Annotated in this window: 15 protein-coding genes; 6 read left to right on the forward strand and 9 right to left on the reverse strand. The window is 52.9% G+C overall.

Going from position 1 to position 18,653, the window contains the following annotated elements:
* Nucleotides 1–2: 2 nt before the first annotated feature.
* Complete coding sequence (gene helD, locus F3J37_RS03945; RefSeq protein WP_166931958.1) at nt 3–2,057, reverse strand: DNA helicase IV; 2,055 nt, start codon at nt 2,055–2,057, stop codon at nt 3–5.
* Between the two features lie 123 nt (nt 2,058–2,180).
* Here helD and F3J37_RS03950 point away from each other — a divergent pair, with 123 nt between their 5' ends.
* Together F3J37_RS03950 and yccS are read left to right on the forward strand one after the other, a co-directional pair.
* Nucleotides 2,181–2,624 (forward strand): YccF domain-containing protein, encoded by a 444-nt coding sequence (locus F3J37_RS03950; RefSeq protein ID WP_034820431.1) that lies wholly within the window; start codon nt 2,181–2,183, stop codon nt 2,622–2,624.
* A 12-nt stretch (nt 2,625–2,636) separates the two neighbouring features.
* Nucleotides 2,637–4,775, forward strand: a complete 2,139-nt coding sequence (gene yccS / locus F3J37_RS03955) for a YccS family putative transporter (protein WP_166932037.1) — start codon at nt 2,637–2,639, stop codon at nt 4,773–4,775.
* Nucleotide 4,776: 1 nt separating this feature from the next.
* Here the strand turns inward: yccS and F3J37_RS03960 are convergent, their stop codons facing one another.
* Entirely contained in the window at nt 4,777–5,400 is a 624-nt protein-coding gene (locus F3J37_RS03960) for a TfoX/Sxy family DNA transformation protein (RefSeq protein WP_166931960.1), read from the reverse strand.
* A gap of 221 nt (nt 5,401–5,621) precedes the next feature.
* Between F3J37_RS03960 and sulA the strand changes: the two genes are divergently transcribed.
* Both sulA and ompA read left to right on the forward strand, forming a co-directional pair.
* Complete coding sequence (gene sulA / locus F3J37_RS03965) at nt 5,622–6,113, forward strand: SOS-induced cell division inhibitor SulA (RefSeq protein ID WP_034820439.1); 492 nt, start codon at nt 5,622–5,624, stop codon at nt 6,111–6,113.
* Nucleotides 6,114–6,462: 349 nt separating this feature from the next.
* Nucleotides 6,463–7,533, forward strand: a complete 1,071-nt coding sequence (gene ompA, locus F3J37_RS03970; protein ID WP_166931962.1) for a porin OmpA — start codon at nt 6,463–6,465, stop codon at nt 7,531–7,533.
* 90 nt (nt 7,534–7,623) lie between these two features.
* On the opposite strand, the gene matP is transcribed toward ompA, so the two are convergent.
* Complete coding sequence (gene matP, locus F3J37_RS03975; protein WP_141399037.1) at nt 7,624–8,091, reverse strand: macrodomain Ter protein MatP; 468 nt, start codon at nt 8,089–8,091, stop codon at nt 7,624–7,626.
* 53 nt (nt 8,092–8,144) lie between these two features.
* Here matP and F3J37_RS03980 point away from each other — a divergent pair, with 53 nt between their 5' ends.
* Nucleotides 8,145–10,007, forward strand: a complete 1,863-nt coding sequence (locus F3J37_RS03980; RefSeq protein WP_166931964.1) for an AAA family ATPase — start codon at nt 8,145–8,147, stop codon at nt 10,005–10,007.
* Nucleotides 10,008–10,074: 67 nt separating this feature from the next.
* A complete protein-coding gene (fabA, locus tag F3J37_RS03985) occupies nt 10,075–10,593 on the forward strand; it encodes a bifunctional 3-hydroxydecanoyl-ACP dehydratase/trans-2-decenoyl-ACP isomerase (RefSeq protein ID WP_034820448.1) in 519 nt (172 codons plus the stop codon).
* Between the two features lie 66 nt (nt 10,594–10,659).
* Here the strand turns inward: fabA and rmf are convergent, their stop codons facing one another.
* The 6 genes from rmf to rlmKL form a co-directional block, all read right to left on the reverse strand.
* Nucleotides 10,660–10,827 carry a ribosome modulation factor gene (gene rmf / locus F3J37_RS03990; RefSeq protein WP_007887362.1) on the reverse strand — a complete coding sequence of 56 codons (168 nt, stop codon included), beginning with the start codon at nt 10,825–10,827 and terminating at the stop codon, nt 10,660–10,662.
* Nucleotides 10,828–11,096: 269 nt separating this feature from the next.
* The gene (gene pqiC / locus F3J37_RS03995) at nt 11,097–11,663 is read right to left on the reverse strand and encodes a membrane integrity-associated transporter subunit PqiC (RefSeq protein ID WP_166931966.1); all 567 of its coding nucleotides are present in this window, start codon (nt 11,661–11,663) and stop codon (nt 11,097–11,099) included.
* Nucleotides 11,660–13,303 carry an intermembrane transport protein PqiB gene (gene pqiB, locus F3J37_RS04000; protein WP_034820453.1) on the reverse strand — a complete coding sequence of 548 codons (1,644 nt, stop codon included), beginning with the start codon at nt 13,301–13,303 and terminating at the stop codon, nt 11,660–11,662. The genes pqiC and pqiB overlap by 4 nt, the downstream gene beginning before the upstream one ends.
* Nucleotides 13,275–14,558 (reverse strand): membrane integrity-associated transporter subunit PqiA, encoded by a 1,284-nt coding sequence (gene pqiA, locus F3J37_RS04005; RefSeq protein ID WP_166931968.1) that lies wholly within the window; start codon nt 14,556–14,558, stop codon nt 13,275–13,277. The genes pqiB and pqiA overlap by 29 nt, the downstream gene beginning before the upstream one ends.
* Before the next feature lie 16 nt (nt 14,559–14,574).
* Nucleotides 14,575–16,488, reverse strand: coding sequence for an ABC transporter ATP-binding protein (locus F3J37_RS04010; protein ID WP_034820460.1), 1,914 nt, complete (start codon nt 16,486–16,488; stop codon nt 14,575–14,577).
* A 5-nt stretch (nt 16,489–16,493) separates the two neighbouring features.
* Entirely contained in the window at nt 16,494–18,611 is a 2,118-nt protein-coding gene (rlmKL, locus tag F3J37_RS04015; RefSeq protein ID WP_166931970.1) for a bifunctional 23S rRNA (guanine(2069)-N(7))-methyltransferase RlmK/23S rRNA (guanine(2445)-N(2))-methyltransferase RlmL, read from the reverse strand.
* Nucleotides 18,612–18,653: the final 42 nt, after the last annotated feature.

Raw genomic sequence — 18,653 nt, forward strand, 5'->3', positions numbered from 1 at the left:
AATCAGGCCTTCCGGCTCTGCGGCACGCCCAATTCACGGAAGTGTTCGACAAATACGGAAGGCCGATCTTTATCAAACAACATCCACACCTGCTGACGTGCGCGGGTAATCGCCACATAGGCCAACCGTCGCTCTTCAGCATCCGGGAAATCTTCCGGCTGTGGTAATAATCCCTCTTCCATAATCGATTCACGCGCCTCAGCGGGGAAGCCATCACGCCCCTCATGCAGGCCCAGCATAATGACAAAATCTGCCTGCTGCCCTTTGCTGGCATGAATAGTCATAAATTCGATCTGCAATTTCGGCCAGCGCGTTTTGGCTTTATCGAGGATGGCAGGACGCAGATGGTGATAGCGCGCCAGCAACAGCACACGCTCTTCCGGTTTCGCATAGCCACTTAATTTATCCAGCAACGGTTCCAGTTGCTCCTGCGGCAGCAGCGTGACTGACTTCTTATTCCCCTTGCTCAGACTGTTGAGCGGCTTGCGCAGCTGATGTGGATTCTGCTGCACAAAGCGGTTGGCAATTTCACCGATTCGGTCGTTGAAACGATAAGTGGTGTCCAGCACGCAGCGATCGCCATCACCAAAATAGTGATGGAAAGCCGTGGTCAGACTCATTTCGGCACCACTAAAGCGATAGATTGCCTGCCAGTCATCGCCCACCGCGAACAAACTGGTGCGCTTATTCTGCTGACGTAACGCAGTCAATAAAGCGGCACGCTGTGGCGAGATATCCTGAAACTCATCCACGAGAATATGCTTCCACGGACTGATAAAGCGTCCTTTTTCGAGAATGGCAATCGCCTGATGGATCAGTCCGGAGAAATCGACTGCCCCCTCTTCTTTCAACGCACTCTTCCAGGCTTTTAATAGCGGCGCCAGCAGTTTGACGCGTTTGCTGAAGTTATCGCGGAAATCTTCTGGTACATCGGCAATCATCGCCGCCTGCGCGCCGCCGTGCATACGCATCAGTCCCAGCCAGCGCTCCATGCGTGAGGCCAGCCGTTGCGCCAACTTGTCATCCTGCCAGAATGGGCCTTCAGCGACCTCCCACTCCAGTTCCTCCTGCAACCAGTGACGCCAACCGCTCGCCTGCGCTTTTTTACTGTTGCACTGTTCGCGCCAGGTGTCGATCAGCAGTTGCCGCCGCGCCTTGCTGTCACTTTCAAGCTTGCTGATCACCGGCTGCTTATTGCTGCCTTCGCGGATGATGTGCAATGCCAGCGCGTGAAACGTTCGCGCCTGAATCGCACTCTCACCTAAGCGTTGTTGAATACGATCGTTCATCTCTTCGGCCGCCTGGCGACCAAATGCCAGCAGCAGGATTTGCTCCGGCTGTGCCAGCTTGCGTTTCAGCAACCAGCCGGCGCGTGCCACCAGCACCGAGGTTTTACCACTTCCCGCACCGGCCAGCACCAGTAATGCGTCTTCACCGTTGACGACCGCTTCGCACTGGGAAGCATTAAGCGGTGTAGTTTCGACAGTGGAGAAAAATTCGTGGTAGTCCTTGATGACCTTCGTCGTCCATTCACGGTTGCGCTGGCGAATGGCGGTTTCACCTTGTTCTAACCACTGCTGGCAAAACTGCCAGCGCGCACGGCAATTATCAAACTCATTCAGGCGCGAAAGTGGCAGCGGTAAGGCGGAAAATTGGCGTTGAATGCTCTCTTTTACCGTAGCCAGTTCGCTGCGCTTTAACCAGCGATCCTGTTGCGTGAAAGCGATAATCTCCTGTTCCAAAGCCATCAGGACTTGTGCACTGACTTCGCTCATTTCCTGACTCCACTGCTGCCAGGCATGCTGCAAGTAATGGAAAAAACGCTGTGTCTCCTGCCATTCCGTGCCGTGCAGGCGTACAACCTTATCTTCTGGCAAGTGAAATTCCAGCTCTCCCCAAACCATGCCGCGTTTACAGGCAATGCTGATTAACTGATTGAACGGGATAAGATATTCGTGACGATCGCCACTGACTTCCACGCCAGCGGCCAGCAGACGCACCCGATTATAGGGATGCTGAGCCAGACGTTTGCCCATTGATGTTGCTTTCAGTTCCATGTCCGCACCGTCTTGTGGAATTCGATTATCGCGCAGTTTACCTGTCAGACTCTTGGCGCTCCAGCCTTAAAACAGGCTAAACTGGGCGACACATATTGCGGATTGCAAAAGGAAAATCGTGTTATGCGCACCGTATTGAATATTCTTAACTTCGTTTTGGGTGGCGTGTTCACCACGCTAAGCTGGCTGTTTGCCACGCTTGTCAGCATTGTGCTTATCTTTACCCTGCCTTTAACGCGATCCTGCTGGGAAATCACTAAACTTTCACTTCTGCCCTTTGGTAATGAAGCGGTGCATGTCGATGTGCTGCGACCTGACAGTAAAAGCCATGTGCTGAATGCTGGCGGAACCTTCCTCAACATTTTCTGGCTGGTGTTTTTCGGCTGGTGGCTGTGTCTGATGCATATTTCTGCCGGCATCATCCAATGCCTGACCATCATCGGTATCCCCGTCGGTATCGCTAACTTTAAAATTGCCGCTATCGCACTCTGGCCCGTAGGCCGCCGTGTGGTCTCGGTGGAAGAGGCTCAGGCCGCGCGTGAAGCGAATGCGCGTCGTCGATACTAAGGCGGACAATTGATGCTTCTGAACGCGATGCCGGGATGGCGACGTTATCTGTTCAATAGCAGCCTGCGTTATTTATTGCGCATTTTCTTCGCGCTGGCAGGGTGTGCCGCCGTTCCGTGGTGGCTGCAGCAAATAGAGTGGACCATTCCTTTGACGCTCGGCGTGGTGGCGGCCGCGCTGGCCGATCTTGATGACCGATGGACTGGTCGCCTGCGCAATCTGATGATTACGCTGGTCTGCTTCTGCATCGCTTCGGTATCGGTTGAGTTGCTGTTTCCCTATCCGTGGGCCTTTGCCATCGGTTTGGCGCTCTCGAGTTGGGGCTTCATTTTGCTTGGCGCTTTGGGGCAGCGCTATGCCACTATCGCTTTTGGTGCGCTGCTCATTGCGGTTTATACCATGTTGGGAATTGGCTTATTCCCTCAATGGTGGATGCAGCCCGCCCTGCTATTGATTGGTGCGCTGTGGTACAACCTGCTGACATTTATCGGCCATTTGATTTTCCCGGTACGGCCGGTACAGGAGCAACTGGCGGCCAGCTTTTCTCAGTTGGCGAGTTATCTGGAAGCCAAGGCAAATCTGTTCGATCCAGATGCAGGTGAACAGGATGATGCCAGTACCATTGCCACGGCGATGGTGAACAGCCAGTTGGTGGCGCAACTTAATCAGACGAAAACCACCATTCAGAGTCGCTTGCGCGGCGACCGTGGATCGCGCAGCACACGTCGCAGTTTGCACTACTATTTCGTCGCGCAGGATATTCACGAACGCGCCAGTTCATCCCATCTGCAATATCACCTGCTGCGCGATGACTGGCGCTATAACGAAGTGTTGTTTCGCTTCCAGCGTCTGTTGAATATGCAAGCTCAAGCCTGTCGCAAGCTGGCTGAGAGCATCTTGTTAAGACAGCCGTGGCATCATGACAGCAGCTTTGAACGCACTTTTTCCCGGCTGGAAACGGCTTTGGAGAGATTGCAGCAGAATGACCCGCAGGATCCTCACAATCGCGCGCTGTTTTGGCTGCTACGCAATTTGCGTGCGATTGATGCGCAACTGGCCTCGATTGAGTCTGAACAAGCGCTGGCCGAACCGCCTTCCTCAGCCGATAACCATCTTTCTCGTGAAGGGCTGAGTGGATGGGCGGACATTCGGCTACGGCTGAGCCGTCATCTGAGCCCCGGATCGGCGCTGTTCCGTCATGCTGTGCGTATGTCTCTGGTACTTTGTGTCGGATACGCTTTCATTCAGATTACCGGTCTTCATCGCGGCTACTGGATTTTGCTCACCAGCCTGTTTGTCTGCCAGCCTAATTACAACGCCACGCGCCGCCGACTCGCCTTACGTATTGGCGGCACGCTGGCCGGTATCGCCATCGGCTTGCCGGTGCTGTGGTTGGTGCCCTCCATCGAAGGGCAGCTGATTCTCATCGTGCTAAGTGGCGTACTGTTTTTTGCCTTTCGTCAGATTCAGTATGCGCAAGCCACACTGTTCATCACCTTGCTGGTGCTGCTCTGCTTTAACCTGCTGGGCGAAGGATTTGAGGTGGCGTTGCCGCGTATTGTTGACACCCTGTTGGGTTGCGGTCTGGCCTGGCTCGCCGTGGCATTTGTCTGGCCCGATTGGCGTTTTCGCAAAATTAGCGCCGTGGCGGATCGTACGCTGAATGCCAATTGTCGTTATCTTGATGCCATCCTTGAGCAATATCATCAGGGCAAAGATAACCGTCTGGCTTATCGTGTGGCGCGTCGTGATGCTCACAATGCCGATGCGGAATTAGCATCGGTGGTCTCGAACATGAGTAGCGAACTTAAGCTTCAGCAACCGCTGCGTGAAAACGCGTTCCGGTTACTGTGCCTGAATCACTCTTTCCTGAGCTACATCTCAGCGCTGGGCGCACATCGCGAACGGCTTTCTGATCCCGCATTGCTCAAAGTTTTAGACGATGCAGTGTGTTTTGTTGAAGATGTGCTGCAGATTGAACGCGTTAACGACAAGCAGGCAGTAGCCATGCAGCAGCAGGTGATGCAGCAGTTAAGTGATATCAAAAACAGTTCGGACGTGCAGGCGCCGCTGGTGATGCAGCAGTTGGGTTTACTGATCGCCCTGCTGCCAGAAATTGCCCGCCTGCGCCGCACATTATCCAGTCATTAAGTTAACTCGGCTCCACCGTGTTTTTTTGGTGGAGCGTTTTGACATACCACGCATGCAGTTCTTCTCTGATCGCTGCAGGCAATGCGGCCTGGTGATGTCCGGAAATCGCCCCTTCCAATGCCATTAACGTTTTCAGCCCGATATGTTTGTTAACGGCACGCAGTTTGAGCCAGCTCTGGCGCGATCCCATTTCATGCAGCACTTTCACCGAACTGATGCCAACTTTATGCAGCATCATCTCCATGCGCAGGCTAAGGTTAGGCAGATCCTTCAGCCGTAAGGTCACTGTCCGGTTTGCTAACTCATGCTGTGCTGCGTGCAGCGCACTGGCCGACAACCGCAAGAGTTGCTCAGGATCCTGCCAAAGCTTCGCATCCACTTTGAAGTAATTCAGTTGCACTGGTATGCCGCGTTTGCGATAGACCAGCGGTTCAAGAGCACGTTGGGTGTGGTAAGTCTGCAATGCCTCACTGGCACGCAGGTAAAGCGCGTCTTCATTGATATACGCAAAAATGACCTTTTCTACTGTCAGAGCATAGCCACCAAATTGCGTTCGGGATTCGATCTTTCCCAGCGGCGCCAGCTGTGTTTTGGATTGTTTAACGAGTGGATTGTTGGTTTTCATTACAGCTCCTTTCCGTGAATTCTCATTCGAGAAAATTCCTTAAAATCCTGGTTTTTCATCTGGTTAGAAGATAGAAAAAACCCATTAGCTGTTCAATGAATAAAAGCATTTGCTGTGTGCGATGTGCACAATTTGCGAGGTGTTTTCAGAAATTGAGGTTGATCTTTATCCAGGAAGACATTACTGTACATCCATACAGTTCATTACTGAGTGATTAAAACATGCGTACTCAATTCTCTGGCCTTGCTGATCGTTCTCAACGTTTTGCTTCTTCAAGCCTGACGCAGCCTTCTCTGGGTGGAATTACTGAACTACGTTACAGCGAACAACCTGGCATGATGCAGTTACTGCTGTTGCCGGTGTTAAAGCAACTCAGCGAACAGTCTCGCTGGCAGCTGTGGTTAACACCAGCGCATAAGCTGAATCGCAACTGGATGCAGCAGTCAGGATTACCGCTTGAGAAAAGTATGCATATCACCGAATCTGAACGACTCACGACAGTGGAAAGTATGGTGAAGGCTCTGCGCACGGGAAATTATAGTGTGGTTTTGGCCTGGATTCCGTACGAATTGAATGATGAAGAGCGGTTTGAACTCGAAATGGCAGCGGCAGAAGGTGAAGCACTAGGTTTAATTATGCGTCCGCAAGGTCACGATCGCGTCTTGTCCAGACAACCAAATACGCCAAAAATTCCGTCGGATTTGTTTCATTAAGTAAAACCAGGAATTTTCTCACGCTTTTTTTTCTTAAGGATGCTGCTAAGCCACTGATTCTTTTCCCGCCAGCTTTGACAATGGTTTAGCCGCATTTTCTCAATTCGCTGGCGAAGATTTTGCCATGTGATTTGTTAAAATGTGTGTATAAATCCCTGTTTTTTTGCTGGCTGGCCTCACATCATACTTGTAACTTTCCAATCTCGTTGTAGACTTTATCTCGCCAGGGTGCTCAATAACCTCCGTTTTTTCGGTAGAGTCAAAAGCGAGCGTTTAGACCCGGCGAAGGATTAACACAAAGAGCAACCTTTTTGCTCATTGCCTATTTGGATGATAACGAGGCGCAAAAATGAAAAAGACAGCTATCGCAATTGCAGTGGCACTGGCTGGCTTCGCTACCGTAGCGCAGGCCGCTCCTAAAGATAACACCTGGTACACCGGTGCTAAACTGGGCTGGTCTCAGTATCACGATACTGGTTACTACGGTAACGACTACGAGAACAACAACGGTCCAACTCACGAATCTCAGCTGGGTGCTGGTGCATTCATGGGCTACCAGGCTAACCCATACCTGGGCTTCGAGCTGGGCTATGACTGGCTGGGCCGCATGCCTAACAAAGGCAGCGTGACCAACGGCGCATTCAAAGCACAAGGCGTTCAGCTGGCTGCTAAACTGAGCTACCCAATCACTGACGACTTCGACGTGTACACCCGTCTGGGCGGCATGGTGTGGCGTGCAGACTCTACTCAGACCAACCCAACTGTTGGTCGCATCAGCAACCACGACACCGGCGTTTCTCCGCTGGCTGCTGTTGGTGTTGAATACGCACTGACCAAAAACTGGGCAACTCGCCTGGACTACCAGTGGGTTAACAACATCGGTGACGCAGGTACCGTTGGTGCGCGTCCAGACAACAGCATGCTGAGCGTCGGCGTTTCTTACCGTTTCGGTCAGGATGAAGCAGCAGCACCAGTTGTTGCTCCAGCACCTGCTCCAGCGCCAGTTGTTGAAACCAAGCGTTTCACTCTGAAGTCTGACGTACTGTTCAACTTCAACAAAGCCACTCTGAAACCAGAAGGCCAGCAGGCTCTGGATCAGCTGTACAGCCAGCTGAGCTCAATGGATCCTAAAGACGGTTCTGTTGTAGTACTGGGCTTCACTGACCGTATCGGTTCAGAGCAGTACAACCAGAAACTGTCTGAAAAACGCGCTCAGTCTGTAGTTGATTACCTGGTCTCTAAAGGTATCCCTTCTAACAAGATCTCTGCACGCGGTATGGGCAAATCTAACCCAGTGACTGGCAACACCTGTGACAGCGTGAAAGGCCGTAATGCCCTGATCGACTGCCTGGCGCCAGACCGTCGCGTTGAAATCGACGTGAAAGGTATCAAAGACGTTGTAACTCAGCCACAGGCTTAAGTTATCACGCAATAAAAAACCCCGCTCTTGCGGGGTTTTTTTATCTCTTTTCAACTGGCTAACAACACCATCATAGTGCACACATTAGCGCTATTCGTTCTCTGATCCGCCTTTACCCAAAATCGCCTGCAGATCCTGCTTAAGCGTTGACATCTGGCTGGCATACTTCTCTTTGCGCTCGGCATCTTCAATCAACTGCACAATGGTTTCTGATAGCGTGTTGCTGCGACGCTGTGCCAATCCTGCCAAACGCTGCCACACCAGATATTCCAGATCGATCGACTTCTTACGCGTATGCTGATGTTCCGCATTAAAATGCCGCTTACGGCGCGCACGAATAGTCTGCTTCAGACGGTTCTCGAGATCGGGGTGAATGTGCTGAGCTATCCATTCCGCTACCTCTACTGGACTATTTTCCATCGCCAGTAAGGCATCCACCGCAGCCTGCGCGGCGCTGAGCTCAAGATGACGGGTGATCAATTCACCCTCCCGATGCTTTTTCACCAGGTATTTCCACTTCCATCCACTTTCAAGATTTTCGAGTTGCTGGTATTTCATCGGAATCTCATCGTGATCACGTAACAAACTAAGAATAACAGCTTTTTTCCCGGATGCAGCAAGGAAAAACATGTAGCGGTCATCACATTTCGGGCTGGAACTCCGCAGTGCTTAACAAGGTTGATTCCTGTATAATCGCGCTTTTCCTAAATCTGACTAATGCGAATATTTTGACCAGCACTCAAATTACGTGGCAAGCCCTGCAGCCGGATAGCATCCGCTACCAATCCATTTTCTCAAACGTCTCACTGGAAGATAGCGATAGTCTTGCCGCGGTTCAGCCGCGTCTGCTGAATGCGCTGGCGCATTTGCATCATCAAACCTTAGGTTTTCCTCTGTTGCTATTACGCAGTCAGGAAAACAGCGATTACCTCGCGTGCATCGCCGAAGCCGCACAGCGCTTCCAGCCCGAAGAGATCGCGCTGTATGGCGGTGACTATCATGTCATGGGTGACACGGTCAGCCTGATGCCGCCCAGCGATGCTAACCGGCCATTCACCAGTCAGGGCGGTGTTCACTTTGCCGACTGGATTGAAGCAGAACAGCTGTTTGGTTGTGTGCGTCAGTACAAAGATCGTATTCAGCCCGAGCCGGGGTTGATTCATCAAGCCAATGGCGGCACTTTAATCCTGTCCGTGAATACGCTACTGGCTCAGCCACTGCTATGGCTGCGTCTGCGTAAGTGCATCGAGCAAGGCCGCTTTGACTGGTATTCGCAGGACGAACGCCAACCGTTGCCAGTGGCCATCCCTTCCCTGCCGCTGCAACTGCGCCTGGTACTTTGTGGCGATCGTGATGCGCTAGCCAGCTTCCAGGAATTGGATGCAGAAGCGCATGAAATGGCACTCTACAGCGAGTTCGAAGAGAACCTGCAGATCACTGATGAAGAGGACATGACCTTCTGGTGCCAGTGGACGCTCACACAAGCTGAACAAGCCGGTCTGGACCAGCCTGCAGCCGATTTCTGGCCGCTCTTGATCAATGAGGCGGTTCGCTTCACGGGCGATCAAGAAACCCTGCCGCTCTGTCCGCGCTGGTTACGCCGTCAGCTGCAGGAAACCGCGCTGCACGGTGACGTCATCAATGCTGAAGCATTGAAAGAAGCACTGGAAGCGCGCGAATGGCGTGAAAGCTACCTGGCTGACCGCATGCGTGACGAAATTCTGCTCAATCAGATTATGATTGAAACTGAAGGTGAAGTGGTGGGACAGATTAACGGTCTGTCTGTAGTGGAGTTTCCTGGTCATCCGCGTCCGTGGGGCGAGCCGTCACGTATCACCTGTGTTGTTCATCCGGGAGATGGCGAATTCACTGACGTTGAGCGTAAAGCCGAGCTGGGCGGTAATATTCATGCGAAAGGCATGATGATTATGCAAGCTTATCTGATCGCTGAACTTGAACTCGAGCAACAGCTGCCCTTCTCAGCCTCGTTAGTGTTTGAACAATCCTATTCCGAAGTGGATGGTGATAGCGCCTCACTGGCCGAACTCTGCGCGCTGATTAGCGCACTGGCCAATCAGCCACTAAGCCAGCATATTGCGGTGACCGGTTCCGTGGACCAATTTGGTAATGTGCAGCCTGTTGGCGGCCTGAATGAAAAAATCGAAGGCTTCTTCAGCATTTGCCAGTCACGCGAGCTGACCGGTAAACAAGGCGTTATTCTGCCAGCCAGTAATGTGCGCCATTTGAGCCTCAGCGAAGCTGTGGTTGATGCGGTGAAGCAAGAGCAATTCCACATCTGGGCAATTGAAAGCGTGGATGAAGCGTTACCCTTATTAACCGGCATCGCATGGCAAAGTGAGAGCGGCGAGTCACTGCTCAATACCATTCAGGAACGTATTGCACAGCTGAACCAGCAGGAAATTCGTCATCGTCCGTGGCCATTGCGCTGGCTCAACTGGTTTAACCACAGCTGATTGATTTGCCCAGCGTACAACTGTTCGCTAATATTCGGGCTTCACTAAAAGAAGGCATATTGAGAACATGGTAGATAAACGCGAATCCTATAGCAAAGAAGACCTGGTTGCCTCAGGTCGCGGCGAACTGTTTGGCGAAAATGGACCGCCGCTTCCCTCTGATAACATGTTGATGATGGACCGCGTGGTCATGATGACCGAAGACGGCGGTAAATTTGACAAAGGTTTTGTGGAAGCCGAACTGGATATCCGCCCTGACCTGTGGTTCTTCGATTGCCACTTTAAAGGCGATCCGGTCATGCCTGGCTGCCTCGGCCTTGACGCCATGTGGCAGTTGGTTGGTTTCTACCTCGGCTGGTTAGGCGCTGAAGGTAAAGGACGCGCACTGGGTGTGGGCGAAGTGAAATTCACCGGTCAGGTACTGCCAACCGCGAAGAAAGTCACTTATAAAATTCACTTCAAGCGCGTGATCAACCGCAAGCTGGTGATGGGCGTGGCTGATGGTGAAGTCTTCGTTGACGGTAACCTGATTTACACCGCGACAGATTTGAAAGTGGGCCTGTTTAAAGACACCTCTGCTTTCTAATTCCCCAAACGAAAACCTCCGCATTCAGCGGAGGTATCTTCCTTCAATTTTGGACATCCGACAGTGCTAGGCCACCGCCGACCTGTCCTCCATGGCTTGACGCCAACCTCCCAACCAGTAAGACCGCGCATCGATCATTTGATAAGGGCATATCTCTTTTGAGCGGCCCGTAATACCGGCTTGATAGCCTCGTGAATGTGCACGTTCCAGGCGGTCTCTTTTCTGTCTCTTCATGCCTCGATTCCCTCATTTCAGGTCTGGTGGATTCTGGGTGGAAAGAAAGAGTGGCGATATAATGTTCAACCACAGTAATGTTCTAACTCCAGACAGAAGAAAGATCAATGCGCAAAATTCACGCCAATGTCATCATTTTGACGTTAAAACGACATCTATAATTGTCAATTCCGTGTATATCTGGCTGATAAGACGATAAAAAAAGCCCCTGATTTGATGCACGTCACACAACGGCAAATCAGGGACTTAGCATAAGCATCGAACAAATCTTAATTTAGCGAAATGACACTTTTTGCGATTTGTTGTGCTGTTTGCTGCCAGCCGATAGCCAGAGTACGCACCAGCGCATCATAGCCATCTTCGTTTTGCGGCAGAGTCAGATTAAAGCCATGTTTGATTAAGCGCCCTTGATGTTGCAGGAGCCATTCTCCGCTCACCACAACCTGGCCATCATAGCGCCCCTGGAAACCGGTCACATTCACCGTCAAAGTATCGTGGCTCTCACCTAACGGAGCACTGGCAACAATTCGGCCCGGCAGTGCTTTGCTGAGGTTGCTGATCAATGTCTGTTGTAGTTGTTGATCCAGCGGACTGGCCCACAAGTTATTGGCAGCAATCACATACTTTACATCGCTGGTTTGATACACCAAACCATTCCCTGCCATATAATCCGGAACCGATACCTGCTCGACCCAAATCATTGGCTGGTTGCCGCTGGATGCGCTGTCTACACGCGCGACATTGCTGCCCGCGGGCAGTTGATAATAGGTGTTTTCGATGGTGCTGCTACAACCTGCCAGGAGCAGCAACGCACCAATAATCAGCCCTTTTTTCACTGTTTCGCCCTCTTTGGCTGGGGATCCTGGCCCGGTTTGGCTTCAAACACCAATGCATTGCTCTTGGTATTGAGCGTTTTCAGCACCGGCTGCAATTCGCGCAGCACCTGGTCAAGTCGCTGCATGTCTCCCACCAGTTTGTTATAAGCCGGTGAACCCGGCTGCAAGCCTTTCATGCTGCGATTCAACTCGCGCAGCGTCTGCTGCATATCTTCTGGCAGCGTTTTCATCGCCGGGCTGGCAGTGATGTGATTGAGGTTATCCAGGGTTTTCTGCAATTGCTGCATCGTACGCTGGCTCTCTTTCAGGGTGCCTGTCGCTTCGGTGATCATCGGATTTAATGGCAGACCGTTGATCTTATCCAGCGCTGCCGTCAGTTTCTGCTGGATCTGACTTAATCCACCACTGACCGTTGGAATCACCTCCAGGCCCGCAATCTCATTTGGACCTTTATACGCCGGCGCGTTGTCATAGAAGTCCAGATCGATATACAGCGCACCCGACAAGAGGTTACCGGTTTTCAGCGTGGCGCGCAGACCTCGCTTCTTGCCATCCTGCAGATGCTGTTCAAGGTTGAAATCTCCGCCCAGACGGCTGATAAAGCGATCCGGTTCGATGCGAATCAATATCGGAACACGATAATCGTTATTCAACGCCTGATTGATACCTGGAATGGTGTAAGGCACTTGCGAGACGGTACCCAGACGAATGCCACGGAACTCAACCGGTGCGCCTACCTGCAAGCCACGAATCGAATCGGTAAAGAACAGCAGGAAATCGGTGTGGTTGGTATATAACGAATCCTGGATGCTGCGCTGATCGTCAAACAGGTGGTATTCCGCTTTATTTTCGGCGATCTGCCCCAGCTCCGCGCCATCTGGCACATCAAAACTAACGCCACCGCTAAACAGCGTAGTCAGTGAACCCATTTCCACCCGCATGCCCGAGGCAGACATATCGACGGCGATACCGCTGTCTTTCCAGAAACGGACATTGGTCGTGATCAGACGATCGTACGGAGCGGCGATGAACAGTTGATAGGTCATCATGCGTTTATCGGTATCAAAGGTGCTGGATTCCACCGTACCCACGCGATAGCCACGGAATAGCACCGGATCGCCCGCATTAAGCTGTCCGGCTTTTTTACTGTCGAGTGTGATGCGAATGCCTTTGGCATCCGGCGGTGCCAGAGGTGGCGCATCCAGCAGCTGATAGCGCTCCGGTTGATCGCCCTTCGTACCTGGTTGCAATTCAATATAGGCACCCGAGAGTAATGTGCCGAGACCGGTAATCCCTTCGCGCCCGATTTGCGGTTTCACCACCCAGAATACGCTGTCGCCATGCAACAGTTTTTCCATCCCAGAATTGAGGCGTGCTTTGATCTCCACATGGTGCAGATCGTCAGTTAATACTGCACTTTCCACTACGCCAACATTGACACTGCGGCTCTTAATGGTGGTTTTTCCGGCTTCTATACCCTCAGCGCTTTCGGTGATCAACGTCACCTCCGGACCCTGATGGCTGAAATGATAAAATAAGATCCAGCCACCAATGAATAGCGTGACGATGGGTACGATCCAGACCGGTGACCAGCGTTTAATCTGGTCGACCTTAGCAGTCCCGTGATGGTTGTCCGTCAAGACGCGGCTCCTTTCGTTCAGTTTCCCGTAATCGATCCCAAATCAGGCGCGGATCAAACGTCATGGCTGCAAACATAGTGAGAATCACCACCATGGCAAACAGCAGCGCGCCTGGCGCAGGGTAAACACTCATTAGCTGCCCCATCCGCACCAACGCGGATAACACAGCGATGACAAACACATCAATCATTGACCAGCGGCCAACAAATTCCACCACCTCATACACCACGTGCATCTTCTCATCATCACGCCGGCCACGACCACTGGCGTGCCAGCAAAGCCAGGCAATCGCCAGCATCTTGAGTGAAGGCACCATGATACTGGCGATAAAGATCACCAGCGCCACTGGCCAGGAGCCATCGCTCCACAGCAGAATCACCCCGGCCATAATGTTCGAGGGATACTGCGAGCCAAGCGTCTCGGTGACCATAATCGGCATGATGTTTGAGGGAATGTAGAGCATCACCGAGGTGATCAAGAGTGCCAGCGTCCATTGCAAGCTGTGCTTACGTCGCGGTGCAGCGACCACGCCACAGCGGGGACACTCAGCCTGCCCGACAGATAAGATAGCGGTACAGCAAGGGCAACTGCGCAATCCCTGCTTCAACCCACTGATTCCGGCTTGCGGCACCATCGGCAAAAGCGGCAGTGGCTGAATGCACTGCCACACCCAGCGCCGATCCACACACTGGAAGGCGCGCAGCTGTAATACACAGAATAGACACCACGGCCAGAAACTGCTGCCAAGGCCAATTTCGCCGTAGGCCATCAGCTTCACAAAGCTCACCAGCACGCCAGCCATAAAGATTTCGGCCATGCCCCAACTGCGCAGCTGGAATAAAATACGCGCCAGCCCAAGGCGCAGGCTGTGCGGCATACGCACGCGATTCACCAACAGCAGAATGGTGATCATGCAGAATGCGGGAATCCCCTGTACAAAAAGCAGAAACAGTGTCGCCAGGCTGCGGTAATCTTCACGATCCATCACCGCGGGAATTTCGAGCAGCGAGATTTGGCTGCTCAGCCCGGCCACATGCATATTGATAAAGGGAAATAGATTCGCCAGCACCAGCATAAACAGTGCCGCGAAAGCGTACCCGGTAGGACGTTTTCGCGGCTCATGCCAGTTAGCGGTCAGCGTGGTATGACAACGTGGGCAGCGCGCGCGACTGCCCACCGGCACGGCAGGCAATTTTACGGTTAAATCACACTGTGGACAGAGCATCCACTGGTGCGCCTGATCCGTTGCACACATACTGACTTCCTCTGTGTTACGCGCCGTTTTTCAGCGCTTCCAACTCTTCCCAGCGCTCAAACGCCACTTCCAGCTCTTTTTCCGTCTGCGCTAACGCATCCAGAACCGGTTGAGTTTTGTCGTGCGGCTGGCTGAAAAAGTCCGGATGGCTCATTTTCGCCTGCAGTTCGCCGATACGTGTTTCCAGTTGCTCCAGTTTTTGCGGCAGCTGTTCCAGTTCACGCGTCAGGTTATAGCTGAGTTTGTTCGCGCTACGTTTTGGCTCCTGATTTTTCTCTGCCGCTTTGGGCGCTGCGGATGCGGTTTTCACCGTAGCGGACTTGGTTTGCTTATAGGCGCTACGCTGTAACTGCGCATCGTGATAGCCGCCGACAAAGGCACCAATCTCACCGTTGCCTTCAAAGATCCAGCATTCGGTCACGGTGTTATCGACGAATTGACGATCGTGGCTCACCAGCATCACGGTGCCCTGATAACCATCCACCAGCTCTTCCAGCAGCTCCAGCGTTTCGACGTCGAGGTCGTTGGTCGGTTCATCGAGAATCAACAGGTTGCTGGGTTTCAGGAACAAACGCGCTAACAGCAGGCGGTTACGCTCACCACCGGATAACGCACGCACTGGCGTCATCGCACGCTTCGGATGGAACAGGAAGTCCTGCAGATAGCCCAGTACATGGCGCGGCTTACCGTTCACCATCACTTCCTGCTTACCTTCCGCGAGGTTATCCATCACGGTACGATCCGGATCCAGTTCAGCACGGTGCTGGTCGAAGTACGCGATCTCCAGCTTAGTCCCGCAGTGCACGCGACCACTGTCCGCTTTTAACTCATCCAGCATCAGACGCAGTAAGGTGGTTTTACCACAGCCGTTCGGGCCAATCAGGGCGATCTTATCGCCGCGCTGCACCTGAGTGGAGAAATCGCGCACCAGCGTTTTGCCATCCACGCTGTAATTGACGTTTTCCATCTCAAATACAATCTTACCTGAGCGAGCGGCTTCGCCGACCTGCATGTTGGCTTTGCCCATCACATCACGGCGTTCTGAACGTTCACGACGCAGCGCTTTTAATGCGCGCACGCGGCCTTCATTACGGGTACGGCGCGCTTTGATGCCCTGGCGAATCCAGACTTCTTCCTGCGCCAGCTTGCGGTCAAACTCCGCGTTCTGCATCTCTTCGACGCGCAGTGCTTCTTCTTTACCCAGCAGGAATTGATCGTAATCGCCCGGCCAGGAAACCAGTTTACCGCGGTCGAGATCGACAATACGCGTCGCCATATTGCGGATAAACGAACGGTCGTGCGAGATAAACACGATGCTGCCGGTAAAGGTCTTGAGGAAGGTTTCCAGCCAGTTGATAGTTTCAATATCGAGGTGGTTAGTCGGTTCATCAAGCATCAGCACGCGTGGATTGCTCACCAGCGCACGGCCCAGCGCGGCTTTACGCAGCCAGCCACCGGAGAGTGAGGAAAGCTCAGTGTCAGCTTCCAGACCAATCTGCTGCAATACGTCATTGATACGGCTATCGAGCTGCCACAAATTCTGATGATCCAGAATAGTTTGCAGTCGACCCATTTCGTTGAGGTTTTTCTCGCTCGGATCTTCCATCACCAGATGAGAAATCGCGTGATAAGCTTTCAGATGCTCAGCCTGCTCCGCAACGCCCTCCGCCACAAAATCGTAGACTGAACCGGTAATGTTGCGCGGTGGGTCCTGTTGCAGGCGCGCCACCACTAAATCTTGTTCGTAAATAATGCGGCCATCATCCAGCGGTTGTTCGCCATTGATGATTTTCATTAATGTGGATTTACCGGCACCGTTACGGCCCACCAGACAGACGCGTTCGCCCTCTTCGATGTGCAGTTCGGTGTTATCCAACAGCGGCGCATCGCTGAATGAGAGGTAAGCGCCATGGATACTGATCAGTGACATAAAACTTATTCCTTACCGGCGTGGCTAACCAGCCAGCAGTTGTGAATTTGACGGTTGCGTGCGAAATCTTGCGACAACGTTTTTTGGGTAATTTCCTGCGCCTGTAAGCCCAGAGCGGCTAAACCGTCCAGGTCCATTTTGAAACCGCGCTTGTTATTCGAGAACATAATGGTGCCACCGCGACGCAGCAGACGTTTCAGATTCTGCATCAGCATCATGTGGTCACGCTGCACGTCAAAATCGTCTTCCATTCGTTTGGAATTCGAGAAAGTCGGCGGATCGATGAAGATCAAATCAAATTGTTCGTCACTGTCACGCAGCCAGCTCAGACAATCGGCGTGCATCAGTCGATGCTGACGTCCGGTCAGACCGTTAAGACGCAGGTTGCGCTCGGCCCACTCCAGATAAGTGCGAGACATATCCACGGTGGTAGTGGTTTTCGCGCCGCCTAATCCGGCGTGCACGCTGGCGGTGCCGGTGTAGGCAAACAGGTTAAGGAAGTCTTTACCCGCGCTCATTTTGCCCAGCATTTGGCGGGCCAGACGGTGATCCAGGAACAAACCGGTGTCGAGATAATCGGTCAGATTCACCAGCAGGCGCGCGTCAAACTCCTGCACTTCGAAGAACTCGCCCTTCTCGCCCAGTTTTTGATACTGGTTTTTGCCTTTCTGGCGCTCGCGAGTTTTCATCACCAGGCGATTGGCCGGGATCTCCAGCACGCTCAGGGTGGCGCTGATCACATCAAACAGACGCTGACGTGCTTTATTGGCATCCACGGTTTTCGGTGGTGCATATTCCTGAATCACCACCCAGTCGCCGTAGCGGTCTACCGCGACGTTGTATTCCGGCAAGTCGGCATCATACAAGCGATAGCATTCAATGTTGGATTGCTTCGCCCACTTTTCCAGCTTCTTGATGTTCTTACGCAGACGGTTGGCAAAGTCTTCGGCAATTTGCGCGCTCCCTTCACCGCTGGTTGCGGCCAGCTGATAGTTTTTCTGCACACATTCCAGTGGGCCGTTTTTGGCTTTGAACTGGCGATCGGCGCGCAGCTGCAAACAGCTCAGCAATTCCGGTGACGCACTAAACAGAGACAGATTCCAGCCGCCGAACTGCTGTTTCATAATGCGTCCCAGCAGGCTGTGCAACGCAATCAACGCGGGTTCGCTTTCCAGACGTTCGCCGTAAGGCGGGTTGCTCAGCACGGTGCCGGTGATCTCCTGGCCCGCCAGCGGGTTCTTCAGCTTAATCATATCCTGCTGGGCAAAAGTGAACAGCTCGAATACGCCAGCACGACGCGCATTGGCTCGCGCGGATTCCAGCACGCGGCTGTCATTGTCGTAACCGAAGAAGCGCGCGGTTGTGGCCGCCGTCCCCACACGGGCACGCTCTTTCGCCTCAGCCAGTACTTCTTGCCAGACTGCCTGATTATGGTTTTTCCAGCGATTGAAACCCCAATGAGTACGCAGCAAGCCCGGCGCGCGATCGGTAGCGATCAGCGCCGCTTCCAGCAGTAAAGTACCAGAACCGCACATCGGATCGATCAATGGCGTGGTGCTCTGCCAACCAGAACGCATCACAATCGCGGCCGCCAGCGTCTCTTTCAGCGGTGCCTGACCGGTTTGCTGACGATAGCCACGCTGATGCAGCGCATCGCCGCTCAGATCCAGTGCGATGCTCACGCGATCTTTATTCAGCCACGCATTAATACGGATGCCTGGCTGTTCACGATCCACGCTTGGACGCTCCAGATTCTGACGCGTAAAGCTGTCAACAATCGCATCTTTGATACGTAATGCACCGAACTGGCTGTTACGGATCACCTCATTGGTACCGCTAAAGTGAATTGCAAAGCTGGTGCTGCTGTCGAACATCTCGGTCCAGGGAATGCTCTGCGCGCCCACATACAGATCGAGATCGCTCCAGACGCCAAATTCTCCCAGCGGCAGCAAAATACGCGAAGCCAGTCGGCTCCACAGCAGGCTTTGGTACATCACACGGTCATCGGCACGGAAGTGGACGCCGCCCTGCACCACCTGCAAATCCTGCGCACCCAGCGCGTCCAGCTCAGTTTTTAACAGCTCTTCGAGCCCACGCGCCGTACTGGCAAACAGAGAATTCATATCGTCACTTTTTACTCTTGCTAAAATTGTTGCGCATTATAG

This window comes from Candidatus Pantoea communis (genome assembly GCF_011752685.1).
Classification (GTDB): Bacteria; Pseudomonadota; Gammaproteobacteria; order Enterobacterales; family Enterobacteriaceae; genus Pantoea; species Pantoea communis.